Source organism: Gordonia alkanivorans, from assembly GCF_004011905.1.
In the GTDB taxonomy this organism is placed as follows: domain Bacteria; phylum Actinomycetota; class Actinomycetes; order Mycobacteriales; family Mycobacteriaceae; genus Gordonia; species Gordonia alkanivorans.
The window spans coordinates 3,642,015-3,659,392 of record NZ_CP027114.1 but is presented as its reverse complement, the minus strand read 5'-3'; the positions used below and the strand labels follow the sequence as shown (position 1 = coordinate 3,659,392).

At 69.2% G+C, this 17,378-nt stretch carries 12 protein-coding genes; 7 read left to right on the top strand and 5 right to left on the bottom strand.

Translation table 11 applies throughout. The features are described from left to right. The first annotated feature begins 7 nt into the window (after window positions 1-7). From recC to recD, 3 genes are read left to right on the top strand one after another with little or no spacing between them, the layout of a single operon-like run. Window positions 8-3,442 carry an exodeoxyribonuclease V subunit gamma gene (gene recC / locus C5O27_RS16690; RefSeq protein ID WP_127963187.1) on the top strand — a complete coding sequence of 1,145 codons (3,435 nt, stop codon included), beginning with the start codon at window positions 8-10 and terminating at the stop codon, window positions 3,440-3,442. Then, the gene (locus C5O27_RS16685) at window positions 3,439-6,888 is read left to right on the top strand and encodes a UvrD-helicase domain-containing protein (RefSeq protein ID WP_127963186.1); all 3,450 of its coding nucleotides are present in this window, start codon (window positions 3,439-3,441) and stop codon (window positions 6,886-6,888) included. The genes recC and C5O27_RS16685 overlap by 4 nt, the downstream gene beginning before the upstream one ends. Next, window positions 6,885-8,759, top strand: coding sequence for an exodeoxyribonuclease V subunit alpha (gene recD / locus C5O27_RS16680; RefSeq protein ID WP_127963185.1), 1,875 nt, complete (start codon window positions 6,885-6,887; stop codon window positions 8,757-8,759). The genes C5O27_RS16685 and recD overlap by 4 nt, the downstream gene beginning before the upstream one ends. Window positions 8,760-8,762: 3 nt before the next feature. On the opposite strand, the gene C5O27_RS16675 is transcribed toward recD, so the two are convergent. Continuing rightward, window positions 8,763-9,518, bottom strand: coding sequence for a PIG-L family deacetylase (locus C5O27_RS16675; protein WP_127963184.1), 756 nt, complete (start codon window positions 9,516-9,518; stop codon window positions 8,763-8,765). 233 nt (window positions 9,519-9,751) lie between these two features. On the opposite strand from C5O27_RS16675, the gene htpG reads away from it, so the two are divergent. Next, the gene (gene htpG, locus C5O27_RS16670; protein ID WP_075862573.1) at window positions 9,752-11,740 is read left to right on the top strand and encodes a molecular chaperone HtpG; all 1,989 of its coding nucleotides are present in this window, start codon (window positions 9,752-9,754) and stop codon (window positions 11,738-11,740) included. Between the two features lie 34 nt (window positions 11,741-11,774). After that, complete coding sequence (locus tag C5O27_RS16665) at window positions 11,775-12,758, top strand: hypothetical protein (RefSeq protein ID WP_075862572.1); 984 nt, start codon at window positions 11,775-11,777, stop codon at window positions 12,756-12,758. Window positions 12,759-12,774: 16 nt separating this feature from the next. Here the strand turns inward: C5O27_RS16665 and C5O27_RS16660 are convergent, their stop codons facing one another. Further along, window positions 12,775-13,254, bottom strand: a complete 480-nt coding sequence (locus C5O27_RS16660) for a nitroreductase family deazaflavin-dependent oxidoreductase (RefSeq protein ID WP_075862571.1) — start codon at window positions 13,252-13,254, stop codon at window positions 12,775-12,777. Between the two features lie 60 nt (window positions 13,255-13,314). Between C5O27_RS16660 and C5O27_RS16655 the strand changes: the two genes are divergently transcribed. After that, window positions 13,315-14,244: an N-acetylglucosamine kinase gene (locus C5O27_RS16655; RefSeq protein ID WP_127963183.1), complete on the top strand. Its 930-nt coding sequence runs from the start codon at window positions 13,315-13,317 to the stop codon at window positions 14,242-14,244. A 2-nt stretch (window positions 14,245-14,246) separates the two neighbouring features. Here C5O27_RS16655 and C5O27_RS16650 read toward each other — a convergent pair whose 3' ends face one another. Beyond that, window positions 14,247-15,089 (bottom strand): crotonase/enoyl-CoA hydratase family protein, encoded by an 843-nt coding sequence (locus tag C5O27_RS16650; protein WP_127963182.1) that lies wholly within the window; start codon window positions 15,087-15,089, stop codon window positions 14,247-14,249. 72 nt (window positions 15,090-15,161) lie between these two features. Here C5O27_RS16650 and C5O27_RS16645 point away from each other — a divergent pair, with 72 nt between their 5' ends. Then, a complete protein-coding gene (locus C5O27_RS16645; protein ID WP_127963181.1) occupies window positions 15,162-15,821 on the top strand; it encodes a PaaI family thioesterase in 660 nt (219 codons plus the stop codon). Between the two features lie 25 nt (window positions 15,822-15,846). Here C5O27_RS16645 and C5O27_RS16640 read toward each other — a convergent pair whose 3' ends face one another. Together C5O27_RS16640 and C5O27_RS16635 are read right to left on the bottom strand one after the other, a co-directional pair. Further along, the gene (locus C5O27_RS16640; protein ID WP_127963180.1) at window positions 15,847-16,401 is read right to left on the bottom strand and encodes a dihydrofolate reductase family protein; all 555 of its coding nucleotides are present in this window, start codon (window positions 16,399-16,401) and stop codon (window positions 15,847-15,849) included. Beyond that, window positions 16,402-17,364 (bottom strand): helix-turn-helix domain-containing protein, encoded by a 963-nt coding sequence (locus tag C5O27_RS16635; protein ID WP_127963179.1) that lies wholly within the window; start codon window positions 17,362-17,364, stop codon window positions 16,402-16,404. Between the last annotated feature and the right edge of the window lie 14 nt (window positions 17,365-17,378).

The following is a 17,378-nucleotide window of genomic DNA, read 5'->3' as shown; positions in this document are numbered from 1 at the left end:
GAGCCTGGTGCTGATCCTTCATCGCGCCGAGCGCACCGACACCCTGGCCGACACGTTGGCCGAGGTGCTGGCCACGCCGCTCGACGATCCGATGCGTACCGAGATCATCTCGGTACCGGCGGCCGGTGTCGAACGCTGGCTCGCCCAGCACCTCGCCCGCCGGCTCGGTTCCGGTCCCGAGCTGTCCGACGGCATCGCGGCCAACATCGATTTCACCGGTCCGGGACGGCTGTCGGACGCGATCTCGGCGGCGGTCCTCACCGGTGACCGCTTCGCGACCGACACCCCGTTGTCGACCGGGAATCCCTGGCGCGCTGCGGAATTGACCTGGCCGGTGCTCCGAGTCCTCGATGAACGGATCGATGACCCCGAGCTGACGGTGATCGCCCGTCACGTCGGTGCGGGCGACGACGCGTCACCCCGGATCGGCCGCCGTTACGCGACCGCGCGACATCTGGCCGAGCTCTTCGAGCGATACGGACGATCCCGTCCGTCGATGATCGCCGGCTGGGCGGCGGGCGACGATCTCGACGGGGCGGGTGGGCCGCTGCGGGACGACCTGGCCTGCCAGGCGGGGTTCTGGCGTGCGGTGCGAGCCGAGATCGGACAGCCCCATCCGGCCGAGGTCCTGGGCGAGGTGTGTGACCGTCTACGGTCCGACCCCGGGGTCGCCGACCTTCCCGACCGCTTCTCGGTGTTCGGCCCCACGCGGATCACCGAGTCGTTCCGGAACATCATCTCCGCGGTGAGCGTGCACCACGACGTCCATCTGTTCGTCCCGCACGCGAGTCCCCGTCTGTGGGACGAACTCGGAGCCGCCGCCGGGGGAGGGTCCGCCGGGGGAGCGGCCGGCGTGAGCGTCCCGCCGCGCCGGCGCGAACGTCCGGTCCCCGAACTCCGGAACCCGTTGCTGGCCGGGCTGTCCCGCGACCTCCAGGAACTGCAGCTGCGGCTGGGCGACATCGTCGACCGCGACGTCCGTCATCAGCCGCACACGCCGCTGCCCGACACGTTGCTCGGTGGACTCCAGTCGGGTATCCGCGACGACGCCGACCCCGGCGCGGCACCGTCTGCCGAACTCACCGACGACGGGTCGGTCGAGGTCCACGCGTGCCACGGTCCCGAACGGCAGATCGAGGTGCTGCGCGACCGGTTGCTGCACCTCTTCGCCGACGACCCGACCCTCGAACCCCGCGACGTCCTGATCATGTGCCCCGACGTCGAGACCTTCGCGCCGTTGATCCGGGGTGCCTTCGGACAGGCCGGGTTGCCGCACCCCGCCTTCGATCTCCGGGTTCGCCTCGCCGATCGCGGTGTGCGTCACGTGAACCCGGTCATCGACACCGTCGTCGGCGTGGTCGAACTCGCGGCCGGCCGGGTCACCGCGGGCGACGTCCTCGATCTGCTCGGGACCGAACCCGTCCGGACGCGGTTCGCGATGACCGACGACGACCTGGACCTGGTCCGGGAATGGTTGGGCCACAGCAATGTCCGCTGGGGACTCGGCACGGCCGAACGTGCCCGGTTCGGTCTCGAACGTTTCCGCCAGGGCACCTTCGACGCCGGTCTCGACCGCATCGCGCTCGGGGTGGTCGCCGAGGAGACCGACGACGAATGGCTCGGCACCGCACTACCTCTCGCGGGTGTGGAGAGCACCGGTATCGACCTGGTCGGCCGGCTCGACGAGTTCCTCGATCGCCTCGGGCGCGTACTCGCGGAGCTGACCACGACCGCACCCGCTCATCGGTGGGCCGAGACGCTCGTCGAGGCGGTCGGGTCGCTCACCGCGACCGCACCCGCCGACGACTGGCAACGCGCACAGGCTATCCGGATGCTCGAGGACGCTTTCGGCACCACCGAGGAGGTGCTTCGTCTCGCCGACGTACGCGACCTGCTGTCCGCCCTGATCGCGGGACGTCCCACCCGGTCGAACTTCCGGACCGGTGAGCTCACCGTGTGCACGATGGTCCCGATGCGTTCGGTGCCCCACCGCGTCATCGTGCTGCTCGGTATCGATGCCGAGGTGTTCCCGCGCGTACAGCGCATCGACGGGGACGACGTGCTCGGCGTCGATCCGCTCGTAGGGGAACGTAATCCGCGGGACGAGGACCGGCAGTGCTTCCTCGACGCGATCGGCGCGGCGCGGGACAATCTGCTCGTCTTCTACAGCGGCGCCGACCCCGTGTCGGGCCGGCACATCCCACCCGCGGTGGTGGTCAGCGAACTGATCGACATCCTCGACGGTCTCACCGGCCCGGACCGGCCGACGATCGTGCGGCGACATTCCCTGCACGGCTTCGACGCCCGCAACTTCATCGACGGCGGCGTCCCCGGCATCGCCGGACCGTTCAGCCACGACGCGTCATTGCTCGCGGGGGCCAAGGCCCTGCGCGGACCGGCCGACCCGGTCGTTCCCGCCGCCCGGGAGGCCCTCCCCGCGCCCGAACCGACGCCCGAGCTCGCCGACATCGACCTCGCGTCGCTCATCGACTTCCACGTCGACCCGATCACCGCTTTCGTCCGCCAACGGCTGGGCGCCCGGATTCCCGACGACGAGACACCGCACGACGACCAGCTCGACGTCGAGCTCGACCCGCTCGACAAGTGGGGGATCGGCGACCGTTTCCTCACCCGGATGCTGTCGGGTGTGCCCCTCGGCGACTGTGAGGCCGCCGAACTCCGACGGGGTACGTTGCCGCCCTTCGCCTTCGGCACCCGCGAACTGCAGGCCATCTCGCGTGCGGTCACCCGGCTGCACGGCGTCGTCGCACCGCTGCGTCCGGGATCGCCGGAGACCCTCGACATCCTCGTCACACTGCCGGACGGGCGACGCGTGCACGGTACGGTCGGCGACGTCTTCACCGGCGGCGGACAGGCCCGCCTCGTCCGCGCCACGTACTCGCGCCTCAAGGCCAAACAGCAGCTGAGCGCCTGGATCACGCTGCTCGCCGTCGCGGCGGCCGCGACCCAGGGCAATGCCGGCGCGGCACGGGTCGGTTCCGCGGTATCGGTCGGTCGCGCAGCCCGAGGGGGCGGGACCACCACGCTCACGCTCCGGCGCCCGGAGGATCCGGTACCGCTGCTCGATCAGCTCGTGAGGCTGCGGGACGAGGGTCTGCGCCGCCCGCTGCCGCTGCCGCTGGAACCGGCGTTCACCTTCGTCGACAACGACGGGCCCGGTCGACGGAGCCACTGGGCACTGAACAGTGCGCGCAAGGTCTTCGACGACACCTTCGGTCCTCGCCACGACCGGTATCTCAAGCTGGCCTTCGGCGGCGATGTCCTGGCCGACGTCGAGTTCGACGTCCTGCTCGAGGAGCCGGCACCGGCCGACCGCGTCCTCGGCGGGGTGGAACTCGCTCTGGCAGAGGACGAACCGCTGTTCACCGGGCTGGCCCGCGCGGTCTGGGTTCCCGTCGGCCAACACCGGGAGGGCACATGAGACGCCCGGAACCCTTCGACATCACCGCCGGACTGCCGGAGCACACGACGGTTCTGGAGGCGAGTGCCGGGACGGGGAAGACCTATGCGATCGTCGGGCTCGCGGCCCGGTATCTCGCCGACGGCGTACCGATCTCGGAGATGCTGCTCGTCACCTTCAGCCGGGCGGCGACCGCCGAACTCCGGGAACGGATGCGCGCCCGTGTGCGTGAACTGCTCGACGCCCTCGCCGATCCCGCCGAGGTCCTGTCCGGGCCCGCGCAGGCCGACGACGACGCACTGCTACGACAGCTGGCGAGCGGCACACCGGAGGACGTCCGCACGCGCCGCGGGAACCTCGCCCGCGCACTGAGCGACTTCGACGCCTCGACGATCGCCACCACGCACACGTTCTGCAACCGGATGCTGGAGGCACTGGGCTTCCTCGGCGAACGAGAGCTCGTCTACTCCATCGTCGAAGAAGTCGATGAACTCACCGAGGAGGTCGCGCTCGACCTCTACCTGCGCGGCTTCTGGGCCAGTGACTCACCGGAGTTCAGCTTCGCCGAGGCACGGGAGATCGCGCGCGACGCCGTCCGCCAGGCGTCGGTGGCACTCGCCCCGGACGAGCGCGCACTCGCCGACGGGCCGGCCCTGGACCATGTCGCCGCGCGCCGGGTGAGCTTCGCCAAGGCGGTCCGGCAGCACGTCGAGACCCGCAAGCGGGATGCCCGCGTGCGCACGTACGACGACCTCCAGGCGATCCTGCACCGGATCGTCAACGACGACGTGGTCGGCGACCGTGCGTGCCAACGGATTCGCGACACCTTCTCCGTGGTGCTCGTCGACGAGTTCCAGGACACCGATCCGCTGCAGTGGGACATCCTCCGCCGCTGTTTCCACGGCCATCGTCGGATGATCCTCGTCGGCGACCCGAAGCAGTCGATCTACGGGTTCCGTGGTGCCGAGGTGCTCAGCTACCTCGCCGCGGTGTCGTCCGCCGACACGCTGAAAGCGCTCGACGTGAACCGTCGCTCTGACGGTGCACTCGTGGGAGCCCTTCAGCACCTGTACGGCGAAGCGACACTAGGGCATCCGGAGATCGTGGCGCGCCCGGTCCAGGCCGCCTTCGCCGGCAGCCGGCTCGAAGGCCGCCCACCGTTCCGACTCCGGGCGTTCCTGCGCCGGGATTTCGGCGCCCTCAACTCGTTCAACCTCCCCGGCGTAAAGGAGGTGCGGTCACGCATCGCCGCCGACGTCGCCGACGACATCGCCAACGTCCTGGCCGTGGGCGACCATATCGACCTGAACGGTGTGTCCCGGCCGGTCGACCCCGGCGACATCGCGGTCCTCGTGCGCCTCAACAGCACCATCGAACCGCTGCAGCGAGAGCTCGCCGAGCGCGGCATCAACTCGGTGATCGGGTCGGGTGTCAACGTCTTCTCGACATCGGCTGCCCAGCATTGGCTGTGGGTGCTGCGTGCCGTCGAACAACCGTCCCGCTCGGACCGGGTGCGCATCGCTGCCCTGACCACGCTCTTCGGGTGGTCCACCGAACGGGTGGCGACCGCCGCGGAGCCCGAGATTGCCGAACTCGGTGCCGAATTGTCCATGCTCGCGCGGGTTTTCGCGCAGGGCGGATTCGCCGCGATGGCCCAGCGCCTGTTCGACGCGCACGAGGTGGCGGCGCGCGTTCTCACGGTCGAGAACGGCGAACGCACCCTCACCGACCTCATCCAGGTGTCGGCGCTGTGCAACAAACACGTCGTCGAGACCGGTGAAGGGCTGAGCGCACTCGTCGAGTGGCTGACCGAACGGATCACCGACACCTCGTCGCGGCAACGTTACGAGGACCAGAGCCGACGCCTCGACCGCGACACCCAGGCCGTCCAGATCATGACCGTCCACGCGAGCAAGGGGTTGCAGTTCCCGATCGTCTACGTGCCCTACGGGTGGGACGGCACCTGGGTCAACGACCGCGGCAACATCACCTACCACGACGAATCGGGAACCCGTCGGCTCGACGTGGGCGGCCAGCAGGCACCGGACCGGGCCGCGCGACGCCGTCGCTACGCCGACGAGGTCGCGGGCGAGGATCTGCGTCTGCTCTACGTCGCGCTCACCCGCGCCCAGTCACAGGTCGTGGCCTGGTGGGCGCCATCGCGGAACACCACGACCGGACCGCTGCATCGGTTGATCTTCGGTCGCGAGAACGCCATTCGGTCCTCGACGGGGGACCCGGAATGGACGGTCGCCGGAGAGGTGCCGATCCCCGAGGCCGATGCCGACTGTGTGGGCATCATGCGCACCCTCGCCGAGCGGGACCCGTCGATCTCCGTCGAACCGGCCGGCCGACTCGACACGGACACCGTGCCTCCGGCCGCAGGCGACGGAGACAACCCCGCCGCCCTGGACATCGCGCACTTCGACCGTCGGATCGACCAGGACTGGCGTCGCACCTCGTACTCGGCCCTCACCGCCGATGTCGCCCACGGGGCGCACGGTTCACCCGGTGGGCCGTCGACCTCGGTCGTCGAGACCGGCAGCGAACCCGACGACGAGGTGACCGACATCCTCGACGACGAACCCGTCGCACTTCCCGGCGACGTCGCCGAGGATGTTGAAACCGATTCGGCCACAATGCGTCACGGGATGCCATCGCTGATGAACGGTCTGCCGTTCGGTGCGGCCTTCGGAACCCTCGTCCACGAGGTTCTCGAATACGTCGACACCTCGGCGCCCGAGATCGACGCCCATGTCCGCGAGCTCTGTTCGCGAGCACTCGGCGCGCTCGCCGGCGACATCGACCCCGACCGGCTCGTCGCCGCCCTGATCGGTGTGCTCACCACGCCCCTCGGTTTCGGGAATCTCTGGAGCATCGACCCTCGTGATCGCCTGGCCGAACTCGATTTCGAACTGCCGCTCGGCCCTGCGGGCGAGGCGGCATCCGACGGCGGCACGACCCTGGACCGTCTCGCCGACCTGATGGAAGAGCATCTGCCGGAGTCGGACCCGTTGCGCGCTTACGCCGACCACCTGCGTGCGGTGCCGGGCCGCCGCCTCCGCGGATTCCTCACCGGCAGTATCGACTCGGTGCTGAGGATCCCCGACGGCCGCTACGTGATCGTCGACTACAAGACCAACCGCATCCGACCGGGTGACCTGGTGGTGGAGGACTTCGACGCCGAGGCCATGGCGGGCGAGATGATCGCTGCCCACTATCCGCTCCAGGCCATGCTGTATTCGGTTGCGCTGCATCGGTATCTGCGCTGGCGGGTGCCGGACTACGAGCCGGCCCGGCATCTCGGACCGGTGCAGTACCACTTCGTGCGCGGCATGGCCGGGCCCGACACCCCGCCCGGCTGCGGTGTCTTCGAGTGGATGCTGCCCGCCGGGCTCGTCGTCGACCTGTCCGACGCACTGGCCGGTGCGGAGTCGAGCGCCGGTACCGGAGGGAAGATCCGATGAGCACACCCGATGTCCAGCGTGTCGACTCGGCGACGGGCACGCTCGCCGACTGGAACGCCGCGGGCCTTCTCGCCGCTGCGGATCTGCACATCACCGACCGCTTGGTCCGGATGTGTGGCGAATCCGTGTCCGACGACGCCCGTCTCGGTGCGGCTCTCGCCGTTCGCGCCGTCCGCCTCGGCTCCACCTGCCTCGCCCTCGACCGGATCGGGGAGCTGGCGGCGGGGGAGGACACCGCGGAGATCGAGATGCCCTCGCCCGGCGACCTTCTCGACGCGTTGGCGGCGAGTCCGCTCGTCGCCGGGAGCGACGCCGGACCGTTGTGCCCGCTGGTGGTTCGCGACTCGGTCGACGGCCCGCTCGTCTACCTGCAGAAGTACTTCCGGCAGGAACAGACGATTCGGGAGATCCTCGACCGGCGGTCTCGGACCGCACCCTCCGTGGACACGGCGGCACTCCGCGAGGCCATCGCGGCGGTCTACTCCTCGCCCGACGACGGCGCCCTCCAGAAGCTTGCCGCCGCGGTCGCGGCGACCCGCTGGACGACGGTCCTCGCCGGTGGTCCGGGAACGGGCAAGACCTACACCGTCGCCCGTATCCTCGCCGTCCTCGACCGTCTCCAGGGACCCGGCCTCCGCATCGGACTCTGCGCACCCACCGGGCGAGCCGCTGCACAGCTCCAGGCCTCCGTCGAGGCCGAATCCACCCTCCCGGTCACCGCCCACGCGGTCACCCTGCACTCTCTGCTCGGCTGGCGCCCCGGTTCGAATCCCCGGTACGGACGCGGGCGCACCCTGCCGCACGACGTCATCGTCGTCGACGAGACGTCGATGCTGTCGATGACGGCCATGAGCCGGCTGCTCGACGCGGTTCGTCCCGACGCACGGGTCGTGTTCGTCGGCGATCCGCACCAGTTGGCCTCGGTGGAGGCGGGCGCCGTACTGGCCGATCTCGTCGAACGAACCGACGTCCCGGCAACCGCCGAAACAGACGGGTCGCCGACGACACCGACGCAGGCGTTCGACGCCGTGGGCCTCGATCCCGCCGCCGAGGATCTCGATCCCGACGACGTGGCACGCATGGCCGACGGCGTCATCACCCTCCGGCGGCAGTTCCGGTTCGGTGGCGGCATCTCGCAGGTCGCGGCCGCCGTCAACGCCGGCGATCCCGATGCGGTCCTGGAACTGGTCACCTCACCGGAGATCGGCGACGTCGAACTGGTCGCCCCCGACGACCTCGACGGGGTGGCCGGCGACATCCTGTCGTGGGGCCGTGGCCTGCGCACCGCGGCTCGCCGGGGCGACGCGGCGGGAGCCCTGGACGCCCTCGACTCTCACCGGGTCCTGTGTGCGCACCGCGAGGGCTCGTGGGGCGTTCGCGGATGGACGACGCGGATCACCGACTGGCTGGGCACAACCGAGGCCGAACACATGGGTTGGTATGTGGGACAACCCATCCTGGTGACGGCGAACGATCGCCAGACCTCGACCTTCAACGGTGACACCGGTGTCGTCATCGCCGGCCCGGACACGGAGCCGCAGCCCGCGAATCGTCCCGGCTCGTCGGATGCGGTCCGGGTGGCGTTCCGGCGCGGCGGTGAGGTCCGGTTGCTTCACCCGACCCAGCTCGCCGACGTGGTGTCGGTCCACGCGATGACGATCCACCGCAGTCAGGGCAGCCAGTTCGATCAGGTGACCGTCGTCCTGCCGCCGGCCGGCTCGGAACTGCTGACCCGCGAGCTCCTCTACACCGCGATCACCCGCGCGCGGAGCCGGGTGCGCATCGTCGGCACCGCCGACGTGCTCACCGCGGCCGTCAACCGACGCGTGCAGCGGGCCAGCGGGTTGCGGTCGACGCTCAGCGCGATCTGACCCTCAAATCAGCTCACACCCACCCGGCACCAGGTCGCGGCGCTGGTAGCACTCGACGCTCAGCAGCTTGTGCTGGACGTCGTCGGGCAACGACAGGAATCCGGCGATCGCGCGGCTGCGGTCGACCTCCGACCGGTGTGCGGTGACCCCCGCCTTCTTGCGTGCCGCCAGATCCGACACGTCGACGGTCACGTCGATCTCGGAATCCGGTGTGCCGGGCAGCTGATCGCGGGGGATCTCGGGAAAGAGGCTGGGGGCGAGCAGGTCCATCATCCACTCGGGGATCGTCGCGAAGTACAGCGAGCGGACCCGCCAGGCGGGCCCGGCCCGGTGGTAGAGCTTCGTCGAGGCCGCGGCGTCGGCGGCGGCGCACGCCAGCCGGTGGGCGTGAACGTGGTCGGGGTGACCGTAGATGCCGAGGGCGTCGTAGGTGACGACGATGTCCGGCTGGAGCTCGCGGATGTGGGCGGTCAACGCCCGGACCTGTTCGTCGAAGGACGCCGCGCACAGCCGGGGGGCGTCCGGTGCCGATTCGGGCCGCCGGTCGTCGGCGTAGCCGAGCATGATCGGTGGGCGGGGCATGCCGAGGATGTCGACGGCGTCGGTCAGCTCCCGGTGCCGGACCGTGCCCTCGGCCCAGGTGCACATGACCAGGTCGGCCTCACCGCCGGCGTCGACGTGACGGGCGGTGAGTCCGCCGGTCCACAGCGACTCGTCGTCGGGGTGTGCATGCACCAGCAGCAGTCGAGGCGTACCCATCCACCTGGCTTCCTGATCGTTCCCCGCGGACGGCGCTCACTCGGGCACCATCCGCAACCGGGGTAGTCGGTCCCCGACCCAGGGTAGCCACACCGGCGCTCGGTAAAGTCGGTGTCCGTCACGACGTGTCGCGCCCGGACCCGCGTCCGACACCGGACCCAGCACCGAAACGCCACGTCCACAACTGAACACGTGACTACCGAACACACGAGAACAGAACATGGAGGTTTGCGATGAGCGCTCAGCCCGAAGTTCATGAGTTCCAGGCGGAGACCCGGCAGCTGCTGGATCTCATGGTCCACTCGATCTACTCCAACAAGGACAGTTTCCTGCGTGAGCTGATCTCGAACGCATCCGATGCGCTCGACAAGCTGCGCCTGGAGTCGTTGCTCGACAAGGACCTCGACGTCGACACCTCCGACCTGCACATCACGCTCGTCCCGGATGCGGAGAAGCGCACCCTGGTCGTCGCCGACAACGGCATCGGCATGACCCGCGACGAGGTCGTCGGACTGATCGGCACGCTCGCCCGCTCGGGCACCGCGGAACTGCGCCGTTCGCTGGCCGAGGCACGCGAGAAAGGTGTCTCGGACGCCGCCGCCGAGGAACTGATCGGACAGTTCGGCATCGGCTTCTACTCGACGTTCATGGTCGCCGAGAAGGTCACCCTGGTGACGCGCAAGGCCGGCGAGACCACCGGAACCCGCTGGGAGTCGACCGGCGATGGCACCTACACGATCGACGACGTACCGGACGCCCCGCAGGGCACCTCCGTCACCCTGGCACTGAAGCCGGCCGACACCGAGGACCACCTGTACGACTACGCCGACAAGTCCAAGCTCCGTCAGCTGGTCAAGCGCTACTCGGACTTCATCGCGTGGCCGATCCGCATGGACGTCGAGAAGACGGTGCCCGTCGAGAAGCCCGAGTCCGAATCGGAGTCCGCCGAGGACGACAAGGCTCCCGAGACCAAGACGGTCATCGAGGCCGAGACCATCAACTCGATGAAGGCCCTCTGGGCCAAGTCGCGGTCGGAGGTCTCCGAGGAGGAGTACCACGAGTTCTACCGGCATGTGTCCCACGCTTGGGACGCGCCGCTGGAGACCATAACCCTGCAGGCCGAGGGCACCTTCGAGTACCAGGCGCTGTTGTTCATCCCGACTCAGCCGCCGTTCGACCTGTTCATGCGCGACAGCAAGGTCGGCATCCACCTCTACGTCAAGCGCGTGTTCATCATGGACGACTGCGCCGAGCTGATGCCGGAGTACCTGCGCTTCGTCAAGGGTGTCGTCGACGCCGCGGACCTCTCGCTCAACGTGTCCCGCGAGATCCTGCAGCAGGACCGGCAGATCCGCGCGATCCGTCGTCGCCTCACCAAGAAGGTCATCTCGACGGTCACCGAGATGCGCGACAGCCGGCCCGACGACTACCGCACCTTCTGGGACGGTTTCGGTCGCGTCTTCAAGGAAGGCCTCGTCAACGACCCGGACAACCGCGACGCGCTGCTCAAGGCGTCGTCCTTCGCGAGCACCCACTCGGAGGAGGAGCTCACGACGCTGGCCGACTACATCGCCCGGATGAAGAGCGGTCAGGACACGATCTACTACATGACCGGCGAGTCCCGGCAGCAGATAGTCAACTCCCCGCACATGGAGGCGTTCCGCGCCAAGGGGATCGAGGTCCTCGTCCTGTCCGACCCGGTCGACGAGATGTGGGTCTCGGCCGGTGCCGAGTTCGACGGCAAGTCGTTCCAGTCGATCGCCAAGGGTGCGGTCGATCTCGACGCCGACGACGAGGACTCCGACGACACGTCGAAGGACGAGCGGGAGAAGGCCTACGCCGACCTGCTGTCGTGGTTGACCACCACGCTGTCCGACGACGTCAGCGAGACCCGGCTGTCGTCGCGCCTGACCGAGTCCCCGGCCTGCCTCGTGGGGGACACGTTCTCGATGTCACCCCAGCTGGAGAAGCTGTACCGGGCCTCGGGACAGCAGTTCCCGAAGTCCAAGCGGGCGCTCGAACTCAACCCCGATCACCCGCTGGTCGAGGCACTCAACAAGGCGTACGCGAACGGCGACCACGACAAGCTGGTGCCGACCGCGAAGCTCGTCTACGGCATGGCCGTGATCGCGGAGGGCGGCGAACTCGAGGATCCCGCGGAGTTCGCGAAGCTGCTCGCGGGCAGCCTCACCGAGTCGTTCGCGGCCGGTTCGGATTCCTGATCGGATTCCCGACGCCCCGGGTGGGTCGCCCGGAATGACCCGGCGGAGGTGGACGATCACCATCGGAGTCGGGGCGTTGGTCCTGGCGGTCGTGCTGGTGTCCGCTCTCCTCGTGGGATTGTCACGCGAGGACGAGCGGGCCCGCACGCCCGCCGGTGCCGTCCGGACCTATCTCACCGCGCTCGCCGACGCCGACGCCTCGGCGGCCCTTGCCGTCGTCGAATCGCGCCCGGACGCCCGGTTTCTCTCCGACGGGGTGTTGCGTCAGCAGCGCGCCGAAGCGCCGATCTCCGACATCGAGGTCGACGATCCAGGGGAGTTCGCACAGACGGTCCAGGCGCGGTATCGGCTCGGGGCACGTGAGGTCGGCATGCCCATCAGGGTGACGCGGGCCGGGGACGGCTGGGCGGTGGTCGACGGCGCGGTGAAGGTGCGCATCGAGTCGCTGCTGGTGCCGAGCCCGACGTTGTTCGGAGCGCAGGTGAAGGCCGGGGAGACCGTCTTCCTCTTTCCGGGGCCGCAGCGATGGGGTTCCCGGGACACCGACTTCGTCGGACGTCCCGCCGACGGACCGCCCACCGGTCCGCGCGCGCCGATGACGGTTCAGGTGGTCGCCGAGCTCAGTCCCACCGGGGTGTCGGCGGTCAGCGACGCCGTCTCGGCACAGCTCACCCGATGCGCGGCCTCGACCCGCGCCGACGCCGGAGCCGACGTCCCCGGCTGCACGCAGCGGCTGTTCCGGTCCGCGGTCGACGGCAGCGTGCGATGGACCGCCCCACGAGACCTGTCCGGTCTGCGGTACCTCCTCCGACGCCCCGATGCGAGAACCGGTTCGATGCCGGACGAGAAGGACCTCGGCACGGTCGACGTCGCGGGTGCGGTCGAATGGCGGGTGGCCTACACGCCGGACTACGACCGGAACGGACCCCGCGTCGAGACGACCGACATCCAGTACCTCATCGGGGAAGTCGACCTCACCGCCGGCACACCGTCGTTCACCGCCGAACCGGCGACCTGACCCCGACGCGGCGGACCTACCCGGCCGGCGGTGCAGGGCGGAGTCGGAACACCGGGATCCGGCGATCGGTGCGCTTCTCGTACAGGTCGAAATTCGGCCACACCGTGCGCAGCTTCTGCCACGCCGCGTCGCGGTCGGCTCCCTCGAGTTCGGTCGGGACCGCGACGGACACCACTCCGGCGACGACGATCTCGATCGTGTCGGCGGCCCGGATGTTGTACACCCACGCAGGCATTTTCGGCCCACCGAAGTAGGAGCCCGCGATCAGCCAGTCGTCGCCGTCGGGAACCGCGAGGAGTTGGGTGGTCCGGATGGCGCCGGTCTTTCGACCTGTCACCCGGATGGTGATGTTCGGGAGATCGGCGATGTCGAGCAGGGTCATCCGTTGACCGGTGACGGTCTGAATGGCGTTGTCACCCACCACGATCTGCGGGAGAAACCGAGGCATCCAGGGGATCGAACCGATCTTGATCGCGAGGCTGCGCCGCACCTTCATCCGCCTAGTGTGACATGACATCGTCGTCGCGTCGGCAGGGTGCCGGATAGCGTGCACGTCATGGGCGGTCACACGACGGGACGCATCCTCATCGACGGCGGGCAGACGGGAACGCGTCTGCGTGTCGAAACGCCGGCCGGAACCGACGACCGCGAGCTCGGACCGATCCGCACGGACCAGCCCGTCGTCGAACAGATCGCGCGAGCCCTCCACGACGCCGGCATACCGGAGGCCACGTGGTCGATGGCCGCCGGGGTCTCCGGACTCACTCCTCAGGCTGCGCGCCCGTCGGCGTTGCTTGCCGCGGTCGCCGACCTCGGGGTGACGTCGGTTGCGCTGGCACACGATTCGGTCACCGCCTACCTGGCCGCGAACCGGGACGGGTTCGGCGTGGTCACCGCGGTAGGTACCGGCGTCGTGACACTCGGCGTCGGACCCGCCGGGGTCCACCGGGTGGACGGCTGGGGCCATCTGTTCGGTGACGCGGGCAGCGCCTATTGGATCGGACGAGCCGGGATCGATGCCGCGCTGCGTGCTTTCGACGGACGGGGGAGCGCGACGGTTCTACGAGATCGGGCCGCCGAGGTCTTCGGCCCGCTCGACGAGTTGTACATGGTCGTGCAGGGAGATCCGGACCGCGTGGCGCGGGTGGCCGGATTCGCCCGGGCCGTGGATGCGGCCGCACGGGATGGTGACGCGGTCGCACAGGGGATCATCGACGACGCCGCGGACGAACTCGCCGGGTCGGCGCTCACCGCGCTGGATCGCAGTGGTCACCGGCCCGGCGAGAAGGCGCGGATCAGTTGGATGGGCTCGGTGATGACCGCCAACGACCGACTCCGCGGGCGATTCGTCGAAGTGGTCGGCGACGCTGCGCCCGGTGTGGACATCGGGGCGCCGTACGGGCAACCCCTCGACGGTGTGCGGTTGCTGGCCGGGCTCGACGAATCGCACCCGCTGGCCGCCGAGGTCCACCGAAGCGGGCGGTGAGGTCAGCGCCCCTTGAACTCCGGCTTGCGCTTCTCGAAGACGGCGGTGATGGCCTCGGACAGATCCTCGCTGGGGAGGAATGCCGAGTTCCAGGCCGCGACGTAGCGCAGGCTGTCGTGCACGGCCGCGCTGCGGGAGTGGTCGAGCACGTCCTTGATGCCGTGGACGACGAGCGGCGGGTTGTCGGCGATCTCCCGTGCGGTCGCGCGAGCGAGTGCGAGCACGGCGTCCTGATCGTCGGCGACGTCGTTGACCAGTCCGATCTTCTCGGCACGTGCGGCGTCGATGTCCTTGCCCGTCAGCGCCAGTTCACGCATGTGGCCGTCGCCGATGATGTACGGCATGCGGGCGAGAGTGCCCACGTCGGCGACCATGCCGACCTTGACCTCACGGATGCTGAACTTTGCGTCGGCGCTCGCGTAGCGGACGTCGGCGGCGCAGATCAGGTCGACTCCGCCGCCGATGCACCAACCCGAGACTGCGGCGACGACCGGCTTGCGGCAGTCCGCGACCGCGGTGATCCCGGCCTGCAGCTTGCGCAGCGACTCCAGGAACTCGGTCCGCGCGGCGGCCTTGGCGTTGTCGGCCAGGACGGTGGCCAGGGTGCCGCCCATCGCGACGAGGTCGAGTCCGAAGGAGAAATGCTTGCCGGCTCCGGTCAGCACGACGGCGCGCACCTCGGGATCGGTGTCGATGTGGCCGAAGAGCTCGGGGAGCTCGCGCCAGAAGTCGGGGCCCATCGCGTTGCCCTTGCCGGGGCCGGTCAGCGCGACCTCGGCGATGTGGTCGGCAACGGTGACGTCGAACGCGGTCCAGTCGCGTTCATTCCAGGCTTGCTCTGTCATGCGAGCGAGCTTACTCGGCAGTCAGGACGTCCGATGGGCGGACTACCGGCGGCGCCCTGTTAGATGACACTCATGAGCGGATACATCCAGGAGGACATCGGCCCCGAGGAGCTCGCGCATCGTTCCGAGCTCGCGTCGTCGATCGCCGGGACCGTGCGCGAACTGATCGACGCGACCGTGCGAACCGAGGTCGGCGAGGCCGACATCGCCGAGGCGCGCCGGCTCATCGAGGCCGCCACCGAGATCCTCCGTAAGGACCAGCTGCCCGGCGCCTACGGCATCCGGTTCAACTCCGACGGCACCAAACGCTCGTGGGGCAATGCCGTTCTGGGGCGGCGCAATCCGATCGCACCGCCCGTCGAGCTGCATCACGAGCCCGAGTTCAGTTGGACCGAGGTCGAACTCGGGGCCGCCTACGAGGGTCCGGCCGGACTCGTCCACGGTGGTGTCCTGGCACTGATACTCGATCAGCTGCTCGGTTCGACCGCCGAGTTCCAGGGTGTCCCGGGAATGACCGGCACTCTCAACGTCCGGTATCGCAGCGCGACGCCGCTCGGCCGGATCCGTGGTGAGGCGCGGGTCGACCGGGTCGAGGGCGTGAAAACCTTTGTCACCGGCGCGATCACGCGCGACGGCAAGGTCAGCGCCGAGGCCGAGGGGATCTTCATCCTGCCCAAGTGGGCCCGCGGTGAGGTGTCCGACGTGTTGCGCAAGTCGGTCGGCGAGGGCTGAGTACCCTCGTGCCGCGCGTAGGGCATCAGTACTCGGTGAGCGGTGTGCGCGCACCGACCAGTGAGTAACGCGCACAGAGGAAAGCGCCGTTGCGGGCGAACTCCTGCAGTTCGAGATCGTAGCGTCGCGGAAAGAGCGGGCGTCCGGACCCGAGGGTGACCGGCGCGATCGAGACGATCATGTCGTCGAGCATCCCGGCCTCGGCGAACTGGGCGGCGAGATCACCTCCGCCGACGACCCACACGTCCTGGCCACCCGCTGCTTCGGTCAACAGATCGCGGTGGTCGGCGGGATTCCCGTCGATGACGGTGATGGAGTCGGCCACCGGGGTGATCGTCCGATGGGTGAACACGAAGGACGGGATCTCGTACGGCCACGGTTTGCCGTCGGCGAGTTCGTTGTCGAGCAGCCACCGGTAGGTGGTGTACCCCATGACCGCGGCGCCGATCCCGGCGTAGAAGTCGTCGTAGTTCATCGGACCGCCCTCTTCGAGCGGTTGGGTCAGAAGCCAGTCGAGGCTGTCGTGGTCGTCGGCGAGATAGCCGTCGAGCGTGGTCGCGGTGTAGTAGCGGAAGGACATCTAGAAACCTCCGGAGTGCTTGCGGTGCCACATGATCGGGTCGGGGTCGAGTGCCGCGACGTCGACGCCGGCCGCGCGCAGCATCCACCGCGCGAGTTGACGACGATGCGCGGAGAAGGTCAGTACGTGCGCGACGATCTGGGAGAGCAGAAACGATTCGGGCGGGTCGCACAATGCATCGATGACGCGGTCCTGCCAGGCGTTGCGGCGGTCGATGTCGCGGATCAGCGCCAGCCAGCGGGGAGTCAGTTCGCGGTGCAGTTCGACGAGGGTGGGCAGATCCACCGGCGGGTCGGGCGGCATGTCGGCGCCCTCGATTGTTGCCAGCCACGGCTGCTTGTCGACGACGAGATGTGACATCACCTGCGCGAGTGACTCTTCCGGTCCGTTCCAGTGCAGCGGTTCGTGGCCGGGAAGCAGTCTCCGGTTCCACTCGTCGTCGTCGATTCCCTTGGCGGCGTCGAGCAGGACCCCGACGTCGTCGAGGTCGTGTCGCACCATGAGCATCAGGACGTCGCCGGCACTCTCCGTGGTGGGGGTGCCGCTGTCGACGTAGAGCACTGTGGGCGAGTGGAAGTGGATGCCGTTGGGCGCGGGTAGCCAGTGGCTGTGCTCGGCCGGCGTGGTGGTCGACGCCGCTCGTCCTGGGCTGTGTCCGAAGGCGCGTGTGAAGGCCCGGGCGAACCCGTCGACGGACTCGTAGCCGGAGTCGAAGGCGACCTCGGTGACCGTCCGGCCGTGTTGCAGCAGCCAGGCGGCACGCTCCAGGAGCACCCGTCGACGCAGCGCCACCGGCGACTCGCCCACACCCCGGCTCACCAGCCGGGAGAAGTGGAACGGCGACGAGAACGCGCCGCCTGCCATCTCGTCCAGACTCGAGTGCTTGTCGGCCAGTACGGCGTCGAGCAACTCGCGCAGTCGATCACGGTCGCCGGAGGTCCGGTCGCTGGGAGTCGAGGTCACGCATCGAGTATGGA

Excerpts from the sequence above, each read along its gene's own strand:
- htpG (WP_075862573.1), top strand. The coding sequence starts at position 9,752 with ATGAGCGCTCAGCCCGAAGTTCATGAGTTCCAGGCGGAGACCCGGCAG.
- C5O27_RS16665 (WP_075862572.1), top strand. The coding sequence starts at position 11,775 with ATGACCCGGCGGAGGTGGACGATCACCATCGGAGTCGGGGCGTTGGTC.
- C5O27_RS16685 (WP_127963186.1), top strand. The coding sequence starts at position 3,439 with ATGAGACGCCCGGAACCCTTCGACATCACCGCCGGACTGCCGGAGCAC.
- C5O27_RS16675 (WP_127963184.1), bottom strand. The coding sequence starts at position 9,518 with ATGGGTACGCCTCGACTGCTGCTGGTGCATGCACACCCCGACGACGAG.
- C5O27_RS16655 (WP_127963183.1), top strand. The coding sequence starts at position 13,315 with ATGGGCGGTCACACGACGGGACGCATCCTCATCGACGGCGGGCAGACG.
- C5O27_RS16650 (WP_127963182.1), bottom strand. The coding sequence starts at position 15,089 with ATGACAGAGCAAGCCTGGAATGAACGCGACTGGACCGCGTTCGACGTC.
- C5O27_RS16645 (WP_127963181.1), top strand. The coding sequence starts at position 15,162 with ATGAGCGGATACATCCAGGAGGACATCGGCCCCGAGGAGCTCGCGCAT.
- recD (WP_127963185.1), top strand. The coding sequence starts at position 6,885 with ATGAGCACACCCGATGTCCAGCGTGTCGACTCGGCGACGGGCACGCTC.
- C5O27_RS16660 (WP_075862571.1), bottom strand. The coding sequence starts at position 13,254 with ATGAAGGTGCGGCGCAGCCTCGCGATCAAGATCGGTTCGATCCCCTGG.
- C5O27_RS16640 (WP_127963180.1), bottom strand. The coding sequence starts at position 16,401 with ATGTCCTTCCGCTACTACACCGCGACCACGCTCGACGGCTATCTCGCC.